Origin of the sequence: Bradyrhizobium diazoefficiens (genome assembly GCF_016616235.1) — a bacterium.
Lineage (GTDB): Bacteria > Pseudomonadota > Alphaproteobacteria > Rhizobiales > Xanthobacteraceae > Bradyrhizobium > Bradyrhizobium diazoefficiens_H.
This window is the reverse complement of record NZ_CP067100.1, coordinates 2228722-2241831: the sequence shown is the minus strand read 5'-3', so window position 1 is coordinate 2241831 and position 13110 is coordinate 2228722. Positions and strand designations below refer to the sequence as shown.

Genomic DNA, 13110 nt, shown 5'->3' with positions numbered 1-13110 from the left:
GCGGGGGATCCAGTACGCCGCGGCTTTCAATGAACTATAGTCGTCTCGGAGTACTGGATCACCCGGTCAAGCCGGACGATGACAGCGGAGTGAGTGGCGCACAGGCGGGACCTCACTCCCCGATCAGCTTCAGCCACTCATCTTCCGTCAGCACCTTGACGCCGTGTTTGTTCGCCTCCGCGAGCTTCGAGCCGGCGCCGGGGCCGGCGACGACGAGATCGGTCTTCTTCGATACCGAACCGGACACCTTGGCGCCCAGCCGTTCCGCGGTTACCTTGGCCTCGTCGCGCGTCATCTTCTCCAGCGAGCCCGTGAAAACGACCGTCTTGCCGGCGACGGCCGAGTTGCTCTTCGGCTTCTCGGCGTCGACGATCTCGACCTCTTTCGTCAGCCGCTCGACGATGCCGCGATTGTGATCCTCGCCGAAATAATCGGCGATGCTCTTGATCACGGTGTCGCCGATCTGGTCGAGCGCGTCCATGTCCGCCATCGCCTCCTCGTCGCCCTGCGCGACCTTCAGGCAGGCCTCGTGGAAAGCGTCCCAGGAACCGTAGCCGCGTGCCAGCGCCAGCGCGGTGGTCTCGCCGACATGGCGCATGCCGAGCGCATAGATGAAACGTTCCAGCGCGATTCTGCGCCGGCTCTCGATCGCGCCGAACAGGTTGCGCACCGAGGTCGCGCCGTAACCCTCGATCTCCTCGAGCTTGAGTTTCGAGTTGCGCTTCTCCAGCGTGAAGATGTCGGCGGGCTCCTTCACCCATCCTTCATCGAAGAAATACTGGAGCTGCTTTTCCCCCAAGCCGTCGATGTCGAAGGCGCGGCGCGACACGAACAGCTTGAGATGCTCGATCTTCTGATAGGGGCAGGCGAACTCGCCGGTGCAGCGGGCGCGCGAGCCTTCCTCGCCGGTCGCCGTCTCTTCGCGCGTGACGTCGGTGTGCAGCGGACACGGGCATTTCTTGGGAAAGCGGAATTCCTTCGCGGTCTTCGGCCGCTTGTCGAGGATGACATCGACCACCTGCGGGATCACGTCGCCGGCGCGCTGGATCACGACGGTGTCGCCGATCCTGATGTCGCGGCCTTCGCGTAAGCTCTCGCCCTTGTTGCCGATGCCCTTGATGTAGTCCTCATTGTGCAGCGTGACGTTCTGCACGATCACGCCGCCGACGCCGACCGGTTCGAGCTTGCCGACCGGCGTGAACGAGCCGGTGCGGCCGACCTGGATCTCGATGTCGCGCAGCACGGTCATGGCGCGCTCGGCCGGAAATTTATGCGCGATGCCCCAGCGCGGCGTGCGCGAGACGAAGCCGAGGCGCTCCTGCCAATCGATGCGATCGACCTTGTAGACGACGCCGTCGATGTCGTAGTCGAGTTTTGCGCGCTGCTCCTCGATCGAGTGATGGAACGCGAGCAGCTCTTCGACGGAGTGACAGAGCCTGGTCAGCGGATTGGTTTTGAAGCCGCAGCGCTCGAACCAGTGAATCATCCCGGTCTGTGTGCCCTCGGGCATCGCGCTCATCTCGCCCCAGGCATAGGCGAAGAAACCGAGGGGACGCGAGGCGGTGATGGCCGGGTCCTTCTGCCGCAGCGAGCCCGCGGCCGAGTTGCGCGGATTGGCGAAGATGGTGCCGCCTTCGGCCTTCTGCCGCTCGTTGAGCGCGAGGAAGGCCTTCTTGGTCATGTAGACCTCGCCGCGCACCTCGCAGATGTCGGGGATGTTGCGCCCCTTCAGCTGCTGCGGCACGTCTTCGAGCGTGCGGATGTTGGCGGTGACGTCCTCCCCTTCCGCGCCGTCACCGCGCGTCGCCGCGGTGACGAGCTCGCCGCCCTCGTAGCGCAGCGACATCGAGAGGCCGTCGATCTTCGGCTCGGCGGAGAAATCGATCTCGCCGTTGTCGAGCTTCAGGAAGCGCGCGATGCGGCCGGCGAAGTCGCGCACGTCCGCTTCGGCAAAGGCGTTGTCGAGCGACAGCATCGGAAGGGAATGACGAACCTTCTTAAAGCGCCCGGACGGCGCCGCGCCGACCTTCTGCGAGGGCGAGTCGGCGCTGACGAATTCGGGGAAGCGCTTTTCGATGGCGTTGAAGCGCTGGCGCAGCGCGTCGTATTCGGCGTCAGTGACGGTCGGTGCGTCCTCTTGATAATAGCGCCTGTCGTGCTCTTCGAGTTCGAGCGCCAGCCGCTTGTGCTCGACCTGGGCCTTCGCCTTGGTGAGCTCGGCGACATCGGGAAGCGGCGTTGCTTTGGATTTTGCTGCTCTGGCCATGGAGCTTGAATATTACAGACGCTGCGCGAGGGCAAAGGTGAGTTGGGTTTGGCGCCCGGACGCAGAAGCCTAAGCCGTTGCCGCCTTGAGCAGTCTCTCCGCGGCCGCCCTCGCCTCGGCCGTGATCTCCGCGCCCGCCAGCATGCGGGCGATTTCCTCGCGGCGGTGGTCGGCGGCGAGCGCGTTGACGCGGGTGGCGACGCGCTTGCCCTTGTCTAGGGCGTCCTTGGAGATGAGCAAATGCTGGTCGGCGCGGGCGGCGACCTGCGGGGCGTGGGTCACGGCCATCACCTGCACCTTGCCGGCGAGCCGCGCCAGCCGGCCACCGATCGCGTCCGCGACCGCGCCGCCGACGCCGGTGTCGATTTCGTCGAAGACAAGCGTCGGCGCCGAGCCGCGGTCGGACAGCACGACCTTGAGGGCCAGGAGGAAGCGCGACAGCTCGCCGCCGGAGGCGACTTTCATCAGGGGCCCCGGCCGCGTGCCCGGATTGGTCTGCACCCAGAACTCGACGCGATCGAACCCTTGTGGGCCCGGCGCTCCTTCGTCGGTCTCGACCTGGGTCATGAATTTGGCGCGCTCGAGCTTGAGCGGGGCGAGCTCGGCATTGACGGCCTTGTTGAGCTTCTCGGCCGACTTCTGCCGCGCCAGCGACAGTTTCTTGGCGGCAGCGGCATAGCGGCCATCGGCCTCGATCGCGGCCTGCTCCAGCTTCTTGAGCTGCGAGGCGCCGGCATCGATCAGCACGACATCGGCGGCGTATTTGGCGGCCAGCGCAGCCAGACCGTCGACCGGCGTCGAATATTTGCGCGAGGCGGCGCGAAGTGCGAACAGCCGCTCCTCGATGCGTTCGAGCTCAGCCGGATCGAAATCGGTCGCGGCAAGCGCGGCCTGGAGATGCTGGTCGGCCTCCTCCAGCGCATTGATCGCGGTGTCGATCGCCCGCACGGCGGGCTCGACCAGCGCCGGCGAGTTGACGCCGCGGCGCTCGAGCCGGCGCACCGCGGCCGATAGCGCCGCAACCGGCGAATGGTTGCCGCCGACCGCCTCCTGCGCCTCGCGCAAATCGGAGGCGATCTTCTCGCCCTGCATCATGGTGGTGCGGCGCGAGGCCAGCGCGGTCTCCTCGCCGTCTTTGGGCGCGAGCTGCTTCAATTCATCGGAGGCGTGGCGCAGATAGTCGGCCTCGCGCGCGGCGCGCTCCATGCCGGCGCGGTGCTCTTCCAGGGCGGTATTGGCGATGCGGCGCGCGTCCCACAGCGCTTCCACGGCGGCGACGTCCTTCTCGAGGCCGGCAAAGGCATCGAGCAGGCGGCGGTGGGTGGCGGCATCGACCAGCGCGCGCTCGTCGTGCTGGCCGTGGATCTCGACCAGGGCGGCGCCGACCGCCTTCAGCGTCTGCACGCTGATCGACTGGTCATTGATGAAGGCGCGGGTGCGGCCGTCGGCGAGCTGGACCCGGCGAAGAATCATCTCCCCGGTGTCCTCCAGGCCGTTCTCGGCCAGGATTTTTGCCGCGGGGTGATTCTTGGGGACATCGAATACGGCGGTGACCTGCCCCTGCTCGACGCCGTGGCGCACGAGGCCGGCATCGCCGCGGCCGCCGAGCGCCAGTGCAAAGGCATCGAGCAGGATGGATTTGCCCGCACCGGTCTCGCCGGTCAAAACCGCAAGGCCGGTGGCGAATTCGATATCGAGCCGTTCGATCAGGACGATGTCACGGATCGACAGACGCGCCAGCATGGAACCAGATTTCCCAGCCGAGACCTTAAAGACCTATCTTCTTGAAGGCCCTGCTCATCCAGGACCCCTGATTCTCGCTCGGTTCGAGACCGCCGGATTTTACAAGATTATAGGCGTCCTTGTACCAGCGGCTGTCAGGAAAATTGTGCCCGAGCACGGCGGCCGCGGTCTGCGCCTCGCCGACAATGCCGATCGCCGTATAGGCCTCGGTCAGGCGGAACAGCGCCTCCTCAACATGGCGCGTGGTCTGATACTGCGTGACGACGGTCTTGTAGCGGTTGATCGCCGCCGTGTAGTCGCGCTTTTGCGCGTAATAGCGGCCGACATTCATTTCGTTGCCGGCGAGCTGATCGCGCGCACCCTCGATCTTGGCCTTGGCCGAGGTCGCATATTCGGACGTCGGATATTTGCGCACCACCTCTTCCAGCGCCGCGATCGCCTTCTCGGTGCGGGCCTGGTCGCGGCTGATGTCCGGAATCTGGTCGTAATGGGAGGCGGCGATCAGGTACTGCGCATAGGCCGCATCCGGGCTGCCGGGATGCAGCGTGACGTAGCGGGTGGCGGCGCCGATGCAACCGTCATAGTCGCCGCCCTGGTAGGACGCGTAGGCCGACATCAGCAGCGACTTGCGGGCCCAGTCGGAATAAGGATGCTGGCGGTCGACTTCTTCGAACTTCTTGTTCGCCGCCTTCATGTCCTTCTTCTCGTTCATGAGGTACAGGCCCTCATTGTAGATCTTGTCGGCGGGCTCCTCGACGAAGGTGTCGTCCTTGGCGGTGAACTTGTCCCAGAGCGAGCCGGTGCCGCAGCCCGCCAGCGGCAGCGCGAGCAGGATGAAGGTGGCGGCGTGAAGCAGCCCACGGGCGCCAGACGAGACCGAGAGATATCCGCGCGTCTTACGCTGTGCCGACATGAATTTAAGACCTGACGCCCTGTGATGCGGTGCCCGCCAGCCCATGAACTCCGTCATGGGCGCGAAATGTGACCGTGGTGCCTGCCATGCGACCACGCAGGTGTACCCGAAAAACGATCGCTAACCCATCCGATAGGCAGGCATTCCGCCCGGATTAAGGCGAAATTGCCGCAATGCTAGCGGATCCCGGTTACCAGGAGTTTCCCGGGGAAAAGGCCGCCGCGACTCTGCCGCAGCGGATCTGTTCAGGACACGTCCGGCCCGTAGGCCGCAGCGATCCGACCGCCGACGATACCGCGGCCGACTTCGCCCACGGGACGCGTGGTGCGGCGGGCCGCTTCGCCCTCGACCACCCGCCAGGCGGTACGGTCGGCGAGCAGCGCGGTCAGGACAGCGTGGTTGAGCTTGTGGCCGCCACGAACGGAACGGTAGGCGCCGAGCAACGGCAGGCCGGCCAGCGCGAGGTCGCCGATCACGTCCAGCACCTTGTGACGGGCGCATTCGTCGGCGTAGCGCAGCCCCTCGGTGTTGAGCAGCCGCTCGTCGTCGAACACGACGGTGTTGTCGAAGGAGGCGCCGAGCGCGTAGCCCGCGCTCCACAGCCTGGCGACATCGCACATCAGGCCGAAGGTGCGGGCGCGGCCGACTTCGCGGCGGAAGCGTTCCGGGCTCAGCTCAAAGGCGTAGCTCTGCTGGCCGATGACGGGGTTGGTGAAGTCGATCTCGACCTCGGCGCGGAACCCGTTGGCATAGGGCCGGATCTCGCCGAAGGAGTCGCCGATCTTGACCGAGATCGGCTTCAAAACCTGGATGAAACGGCGCTGCGCCGGCTGGGTGACGATGCCGGCCTGGTCGATCGCCGCAATGAAGGCCGCGGCGCTGCCGTCCATGATCGGCACTTCCGGGCCGTCGATCTCGATCGTGGCGTTGTCAACGCCCATACCCCGCAGCGCAGCAAGCACATGCTCGGCGGTGGACACCAAAGGACCGCTGCGATCGCCGAGAACGGTGGCGAAATCGGTCGCGATCACCTGGTCAGCGGTCGCCTGAACTTCGCGGTCACGTCCCTCAAGCCCGGTGCGGACAAAAATAAAACCCGCGTCCACAGGCGCAGGCCCAAGCGTGAGAGTGACGGGAAGACCGGAGTGAACGCCGACGCCTGCCACGGAGGCTTGCGCGCGAAGCGTTGTTTGCCGGCTAAATTTCATCAGGAACCGCCCCACTACGACCCATTGCGACTTATACGAGCCCCGCCTGGCCGGCCAGTGCCGGCGCTTGCGAATCTGCGTATCCCCAAGTCACGGCCGACCATAGTCACAGCCCCAAACAGCGCCAACTCACGCTTTTTTACCGATTGTTACCCCAAACCTGCCGTATTCGCGCCAAGGCTTAACCAAATTGCGCCAGGGTTTTGGGTCGTTGCCGGCAGTTTTACTGAACCACCAAATATGTAATTAATGATTTAAAATCAGTTGTTTGGCCGAGCAATCCGGATCTGCACGGGACCAAAGGAAAGGTCCCGGCAAGCTTGTTGCCGGGACCTTTTTTCGTCTGCCTTATTGTAACAATTCTCAGGTCGCCTGCCGCCGCAGGAAGGCCGGGATATCAAGATGGTCGTCACCCTGTGGCGTTGGCGCAACAGGTGCCGGGCGGCCATGCATGTCCAGACCCTGCGGCGCGGGACGGCGGGCATACTCCGATACCGGCTCGCTCGCCGTAATCTGCTGCGCTACGCTCTTCTGCGGACGGCGATCGGGCAGCGGCGGCATCGCCGGACCAGTGGTGCGGGCGGCAACCGGCGCCTCGCTTTCCTCATCGCGGCGGCCGAGGCCGACATTGGCAAGGCGCTGGAGCAGCGACAGGCGGCTCTTCTGCGGGGTCTCTTCTTCGACCTCGCCGCGGGCCTGCCGAAGCTCGGCCTGGGCCGGCATCGGCAGCTCGTCGAGGCGCGGCATCCGCGGTGCGCGGACCGGACGCTCGGCCTGCGGCGGGATGAAGTTTTCGGGCGTCATCGGCTCCTGCATCGCGATCGGGGCCTGCTCAGGCTCCGGGAACAGGGTCGGCTTCTGCGCGATCGGGCGCACCGTGACGTCGCCATAGGTCTGCGGCGCAGGCGCCTGCGGCACGTCCGAGACGGCAGCCGCGATGGCGGCGAGCGCGGCACGCTCGACGTTCGGACGCGGCGCGGCGGAAGCCTGTGCGGCAGCCGGAATCTGCGTTTCCAGCTTCTGGGCACGCTCGGCCAGGCGCTGGTTGTCGGCACGAAGCCGTGCGGTCAGGTCGGCAAGACGGCTTTCGGCGGCGGCGGCCGGAGCGGCGGGCGCCTGCGCCTGCGCCTGCGGCGCCGGGTTGGCAACGGGCGCGGAGGTCGCCTGGCTGTTGCGGGCGATCGCGGCCTGCTCGATGCCGGTGGCAACGACCGAGACGCGGATCAGTCCGTCGAGGGCTTCGTCGAAAGTGGCGCCGACGATGATGTTGGCATCCTGGTCGACTTCCTCGCGGATGCGGGTCGCGGCCTCATCCACCTCGAACAGCGTGAGGTCCTTGCCGCCGGTGATGGAGATGAGAAGGCCCTTGGCGCCCTTCATCGAGGAATCGTCGATCAGCGGGTTGGCGATCGCGGCTTCCGCGGCGGTCAGCGCGCGCTTGTCGCCGGAGGCTTCGCCGGTGCCCATCATCGCCTTGCCCATCTCACGCATCACGGCGCGAACGTCGGCGAAGTCGAGGTTGATCAGGCCTTCCTTGACCATCAGGTCGGTAATGCAGGCAACGCCCGAGTAGAGCACCTGGTCGGCCATCGCGAAGGCGTCGGCGAAGGTGGTCTTCTCGTTGGCGACCCGGAACAGGTTCTGGTTCGGGATGATCAGCAGCGTGTCCACGACCTTGTGCAGCTCGTTGATACCGGCTTCGGCGGTGCGCATGCGGCGGCCGCCCTCGAAGTGGAACGGCTTGGTCACGACCCCGACGGTCAGAATGCCCATGTCGCGCGCGGTCTTGGCGATCACGGGAGCTGCACCGGTGCCGGTGCCGCCGCCCATGCCGGCGGTGACGAACACCATGTTGGCGCCCGAGAGATGGTCGCGCAGCTCGTCGATCACCTCTTCAGCGGCGGCTGCGCCGACATTCGGCTGCGAACCTGCGCCGAGGCCTTGCGTGACCGCGGTGCCCATCTGCACGATGCGCTGCGCCTTCGACATCGTCAGCGCCTGCGCGTCGGTGTTGGCGACCACGAAGTCGACGCCCTGGAGGCCCGCCGTGATCATGTTGTTGACGGCGTTGCCACCGGCGCCGCCGACGCCGAACACGGTGATCCGGGGCTTCAACTCGTGAATATCAGGAACGTTGATGCTGATGGTCATGTTTGCCTCTCGATCACGCGCGTGTGGGTTCGCCCCGGCCGGCGGCCGCGGGAGTTGGTGAAAATGAGAAATTGCGGAAAGGAGTCATTAGAATCCCTCGCGTAGCCATCGTCCGACCTTTCCGAAATAGCCGCCGGTCCCTGTCTTGACCTGCTGCCGCGTATGCCGCGGTTCGACATGCTCGTGGTGAACATATTGCGGGTAGACGAGGAGTCCGGCCGGCACCGCGAACGCGGCGTTCTTCGCCTCGACGGGCAACCGGCCGAAGCCGAGCGGACGTCCGATCCGTACGGGCCGGCCGAGAATCTGGGTGCCGAGTTCGACGAGGCCGGTGAGCTGCGAGGCGCCGCCCGAGAGCACGACGCGGCCGTTGGGCTCTGCGGCGAAGGGCGAATCCTTCAGCTTGTCCCGAACCATTTCGAAGACTTCCTCGGCACGGTGCTTGACGATGTTGGCGATGGTGGCGCGGGAGACGATCTGCGGCAGATCCTGCTCGTCACCGGCTGTCGGTACAGACATCAGCTCACGCGAGTCCGATCCACCGGTGATGACGGTGCCGTATAACGTCTTGATTCGCTCGGCATCGGCAATGGTCGCGGACAGTCCGCGGGCAAGATCCATCGTGATGTGTTGCCCGCCGACCGCAAAACCGGCCGCATGCACGAAACGGCCACCGGAATAGACCGCGATCGTGGTGGTGCCGGCGCCCATCTCGACCACGGCGGCGCCGAGATCGGCCTCGTCGTCGGTCAGTACGGAAAGACCAGCCACATAGGGGCTGGCCGCCATGGCTTCGACGTTGATGTGGCAGCGTTCCACCGCCAGCATCAGGTTCCGCGCCACGGTGGCGTCGCAGGTGACGACGTTCATGTCGACGCCGAACTGGTGGGCGACCATGCCGCGGGGATCGCGGATGCCCTTGACGCCGTCGAGCGTGTAGCCGACCGGCAGCGCGTGCAGCACGGTGCGGCCCTCGCCGGTGGCGTGGCGCATGCCGGTGGAGGTGACGCGGCTGACATCGGCCGGCGTCACGGCGCCGCCGCGAATATCGGCGGCGGCTTCGACCAGCTGGCCGGAAAGCCGGCCGCCGGAGACCGACAGCAGCACGGACTCGACCCGCACCTTGGCCATCTTCTCCGCGAGCCCGACGGCCTGGCGCACCGCCTGCTCGCACTCGCCGAGGTCGATCACCGCGCCGGCCTTCATGCCGCGCGACTGGATCTGGCTGTAGCCGATCAATTCCACCGCATGGGTGCGGCCGCGCAGCGCATCGCTCGGCGGCGACGGCTTCAACCGCGCGATCATGCAGGCGATCTTGCTGGTGCCGATGTCGAGGCAGGCGACGAGGCCGCCGCGCTTGTGCGGCATCGGGCGCGTCTTCGGGGTCTGGGTGCGATCAAGACCGGTCATGCGGCGTCCCCGGCCTTTTTCTTCTTCTTGTCCTTGAACTGCTCCTCGCGCGCCTTGGCGGCGTCATCGGACAGCTGCACCACCAGGCGATCGGGCAGGCGCATGTCGACGGCGACGATGTCGCGGGAGAACAGCCTGTCCTCCTTGTCGAGCCGGGACAGCATCGCCAGCGCATTGCCGACGTCCTGCTCGGGCAGGCGGATGTCGAGGCCGTCCTTGAGCCGCAAATTCCAGCGCCGCTCGCCGACATAGATCGCAGCCTTGGTCACCGCATCCACTTGCGGATAGCGCGCCAGCAGCGCCAGGAAATCGCGCGCCTGCGTCTCGGCGCCCTTGCCGACCACGAGCGGCAGCGACAGGAAGCGGCGCGACACATAGGGTTCGAGCACGGCGCCGTCGTCGGCGATGACGGAGAGCCGGCCGGCCTCCTGCCACAGCGCGAAGGCCTGGCGCTCGGTGATGTCGATCATCAGCCGGCCCGGATAGAGCTTCAGCACGGTCGCATCGGCGATCCAGGGATTGGCCTTGAGTTTTTCGCGGACGGCGTCGGCGTCGAGGAACAGCAGCGAGGAGCGGCCGCTGACGCCGCCGACCGCGAGGATCTCGTCCTGGGTGAGCTGCTTGCGGCCGTTGATCACGACCGAGGTGATGCGGAAGCCGGCGGAATTGGCCAGCGCGTTACGGGCATCGCTGACCGCCGCGATGAAATCCTGGAGATGGCCGCCTTTGACGATGCCGAAGCCGCAGCTTCCGAGCAGCAGCAGCGCGGTCATGGTAATTCCGACCCGGCGCGGCAGATAGCGCTCGACCAGCGCGACCACGCGCGGCGGCGGCTCGCGCTCGACGACCGGCTTCGCCTTGGTCTTGGCCTTGGCCTTGGTCCTGATCTTGTCCTGAGCGGCGGCGCGCGCCTCGGCGCGTTTGTCCTGGACCCACTCGCGCAGAAGCACGACCGCTCCGACAGCGGCCGCCTTCAGGTCAGCTTGGGGCCTCAGCGATCTCAAAAGCGATCGGGTGAGGCTTCCTGCACCATCCATTGCACGAGCTCGTCAACAGTTAGCCCGCGACATCGCGCGGGTCCTGGCGAACATGACGTCTCGGACTTGCCGGGCCGGGTGCTGGTCTTCAGCAGAAGAAACCTCTCCCGTTCAAAGCGTTCGCTGCAGGTGACATCACCCAGGACAGCTCACGCGCCGGCAGCCAAAGCGCCATATGCGCCGCCAGCGTTAACCTTCGGATGTCCTGGTAAACAAAAGGTAAAGTTCGTTAACGCCGGATGCTTTTTGCGCAGGCGTGTGAGGCATTTATGCCGCGATATCCGGCATTTTACCGGATTTGGAGCCCAAACCGGGCCATTTCGGCCGTTTCGCCGTTAACCAGTCCTAATTATTTTCGCACACCCCGCCCGGCGAGCTCGACCAGGCCGCGCAGGAAGTCGACGAACGCGATGCCTTCGGCTTTCAGCGCCTTGGGATAGAGCGAGGACTTGGTCAGCCCGGGCAGCGTGTTGGTTTCGAGGTAGACGAGGCCCTTCTCCGAGACGATGAAGTCCGAGCGGGAATAGCCGGTGCAGGACATCGCGCGATGCGCCAGCATCGCCTGCTCCTTCAGCGCGGCGGTGATCTCGGGCGCGAACCGGCCCGGGCAGATCTCCTGGGTCGACTTCAAAAGGTATTTTGCGGCGTAGTCGAAATTGCCTTCGCCCGGAATGATCTCGATCGGCGGCAGCGAGATGATCGACCCGTCGGTACGCTCCAGCACGCCGCAGGTCGCTTCGATGCCGGCGATGTAGGGCTCGATCACATACTCTTCGTGCTTGGCCGCGTTGCGGACGGCGACGAGGTCCTGCCTGGCGTTGACGAAGATCAGCCCGTAGCTCGAGCCGTCGCGCGCCGGCTTGGCGATCAGCCTGCCGTACTCGGCGAGGGCTTCATCGATGTTCTCAAGCGCAACGTTTTCCGGCGGAGTCACGCCGCCGAGCGCGGCAAAGCGCTTGGCCGCGATCTTGTCGAAGGCGAGATGCGAGGAGGCCGAGCCCGAGCCGGTGAACGGCACGCCGCGCGCCTCGCACATCACCTGCAACTCGCCGTTCTCGGCGCGCCCGCCATGCAGGCCGAGCACCAGCACGCGGTCCTCCGCCTTGGCCCGGTCGAGCGCCTGCTCGAGCGGAATGCCTCGCGTGCCCGGCTTGAACTCGTCCTCGAACGGACGGGCATGTTCGAGCAGCTGCTTGGACTGCACCACATGCACCTTGTCCTCGACGTCCCACCACCAGAGATCGGCCTCGGGCAGCGCCTGATGCAGCGCCTGGGCCGAGGCCACAGAGACGAGACGCTCGCGGTTGGAGCCGCCAAAGAGGATGGTGATGCGCATTCGTGTCCTCGCATTTCGTCATTCCGGGATGGTGCGCAAGCACCAGACCCGGAATCTCGAGATTCTCAGGTGCGCGACTGCGCACCGTAGTTCGATGCTAACGCATCGCCCCGGAATGACTGTTAAATAGGAATTCCAATCCGCTTGATTTCCCAGTGTAGCTCGATTCCGGAATTCGCCTTCACCCGTTCGCGCACGGTCTCGCCCAGCGTCTCGATGTCGTGCGCGGTGGCATCGCCGGTGTTGATCAGGAAATTGCAGTGCATCTCCGAGACCTGCGCGCCGCCGACGCGCAAGCCGCGGCAGCCGGCGGCGTCGACCAGCTTCCAGGCGGAATGGCCGGACGGATTCTTGAAGGTCGAGCCGCCGGTCTTCTCGCGGATCGGCTGCGCGGTCTCGCGATGGCTCTGCACCTCCGCCATGCGCGCGCGGATCGCATCGGTGTCCCTGATCTCGCCGCGAAAGCGCGCGGAGGTGAAGATGATGGAGGGATCGAGGCCGCTGCTGCGATAGACGAATTTCATGTCGGCGTTGGAGAAGACGTGCCTGGTGCCGTCGCGCCCGACGCCGCGCGCCTCGATCAGCACGTCCTTGGTTTCGCCGCCATTGGCGCCCGCATTCATGCGCAGCGCGCCGCCGATGGTGCCGGGAATGCCGAAATAAAATTCGAGCCCGCCGATACTGGCGGAGGCCGCCACTTCCGCCACGCGCTTGTCAAGCGCAGCAGCGCCCGCGGTGACGATGTCGCCGCTCGCGGTCACCTCGCCGAAGGCGCGTGGCGCAAGGCGGATCACCACGCCGGCCACGCCGCCATCGCGCACGATGAGATTGGAGCCGACACCGACGACATAGACGGGGATGTCGGACGCGAGATGCGCGAGGAAGTACGCGAGATCGTCCTCATCCGCCGGCGTGAACAGCGCCTGCGCCGGACCGCCGACGCGAAACCAGGTCAGCTCGGCGAGCGACTGGTTGGCCAGCAGCCGGCCGCGAAGATCAGGCATCGCGGCTTTGAGTTCGGGCGTTATGTCGGGAAATCCCACCGC

Annotated in this window: 9 protein-coding genes; all 9 read right to left on the bottom strand. The window is 65.9% G+C overall.

Annotated elements, in window-relative coordinates:
- Positions 1–112 precede the first annotated feature (112 nt).
- The gene (gene ligA, locus JJB99_RS10580; protein WP_200498708.1) at positions 113–2266 is read right to left on the bottom strand and encodes an NAD-dependent DNA ligase LigA; all 2154 of its coding nucleotides are present in this window, start codon (positions 2264–2266) and stop codon (positions 113–115) included.
- Between the two features lie 69 nt (positions 2267–2335).
- Complete coding sequence (recN, locus tag JJB99_RS10575; protein ID WP_200498707.1) at positions 2336–4009, bottom strand: DNA repair protein RecN; 1674 nt, start codon at positions 4007–4009, stop codon at positions 2336–2338.
- Between the two features lie 25 nt (positions 4010–4034).
- Positions 4035–4922: an outer membrane protein assembly factor BamD gene (locus tag JJB99_RS10570; protein WP_200498706.1), complete on the bottom strand. Its 888-nt coding sequence runs from the start codon at positions 4920–4922 to the stop codon at positions 4035–4037.
- 245 nt (positions 4923–5167) lie between these two features.
- Entirely contained in the window at positions 5168–6130 is a 963-nt protein-coding gene (lpxC, locus tag JJB99_RS10565; RefSeq protein ID WP_200498705.1) for a UDP-3-O-acyl-N-acetylglucosamine deacetylase, read from the bottom strand.
- Positions 6131–6493: 363 nt separating this feature from the next.
- Positions 6494–8281, bottom strand: coding sequence for a cell division protein FtsZ (gene ftsZ, locus JJB99_RS10560; protein WP_200498704.1), 1788 nt, complete (start codon positions 8279–8281; stop codon positions 6494–6496).
- Positions 8282–8368: 87 nt separating this feature from the next.
- Positions 8369–9691, bottom strand: a complete 1323-nt coding sequence (gene ftsA / locus JJB99_RS10555) for a cell division protein FtsA (RefSeq protein ID WP_200498703.1) — start codon at positions 9689–9691, stop codon at positions 8369–8371.
- On the bottom strand, positions 9688–10728 hold the full coding sequence (locus JJB99_RS10550; RefSeq protein ID WP_200498702.1) for a cell division protein FtsQ/DivIB: 1041 nt from the start codon (positions 10726–10728) through the stop codon (positions 9688–9690). The genes ftsA and JJB99_RS10550 overlap by 4 nt, the downstream gene beginning before the upstream one ends.
- Positions 10729–11077: 349 nt before the next feature.
- Positions 11078–12064, bottom strand: coding sequence for a D-alanine--D-alanine ligase family protein (locus JJB99_RS10545; RefSeq protein WP_200498701.1), 987 nt, complete (start codon positions 12062–12064; stop codon positions 11078–11080).
- 122 nt (positions 12065–12186) lie between these two features.
- On the bottom strand, positions 12187–13107 hold the full coding sequence (murB, locus tag JJB99_RS10540; RefSeq protein ID WP_200498700.1) for a UDP-N-acetylmuramate dehydrogenase: 921 nt from the start codon (positions 13105–13107) through the stop codon (positions 12187–12189).
- Positions 13108–13110 lie beyond the last annotated feature (3 nt).

What these genes read in the sequence shown, in the direction of transcription:
- recN (WP_200498707.1), bottom strand. Translation starts at nt 4,009, where the DNA reads ATGCTGGCGCGTCTGTCGATCCGTGACATCGTCCTGATCGAACGGCTC.
- JJB99_RS10570 (WP_200498706.1), bottom strand. Translation starts at nt 4,922, where the DNA reads ATGTCGGCACAGCGTAAGACGCGCGGATATCTCTCGGTCTCGTCTGGC.
- ftsZ (WP_200498704.1), bottom strand. Translation starts at nt 8,281, where the DNA reads ATGACCATCAGCATCAACGTTCCTGATATTCACGAGTTGAAGCCCCGG.
- JJB99_RS10550 (WP_200498702.1), bottom strand. Translation starts at nt 10,728, where the DNA reads ATGGATGGTGCAGGAAGCCTCACCCGATCGCTTTTGAGATCGCTGAGG.
- ligA (WP_200498708.1), bottom strand. Translation starts at nt 2,266, where the DNA reads ATGGCCAGAGCAGCAAAATCCAAAGCAACGCCGCTTCCCGATGTCGCC.
- ftsA (WP_200498703.1), bottom strand. Translation starts at nt 9,691, where the DNA reads ATGACCGGTCTTGATCGCACCCAGACCCCGAAGACGCGCCCGATGCCG.
- JJB99_RS10545 (WP_200498701.1), bottom strand. Translation starts at nt 12,064, where the DNA reads ATGCGCATCACCATCCTCTTTGGCGGCTCCAACCGCGAGCGTCTCGTC.
- lpxC (WP_200498705.1), bottom strand. Translation starts at nt 6,130, where the DNA reads ATGAAATTTAGCCGGCAAACAACGCTTCGCGCGCAAGCCTCCGTGGCA.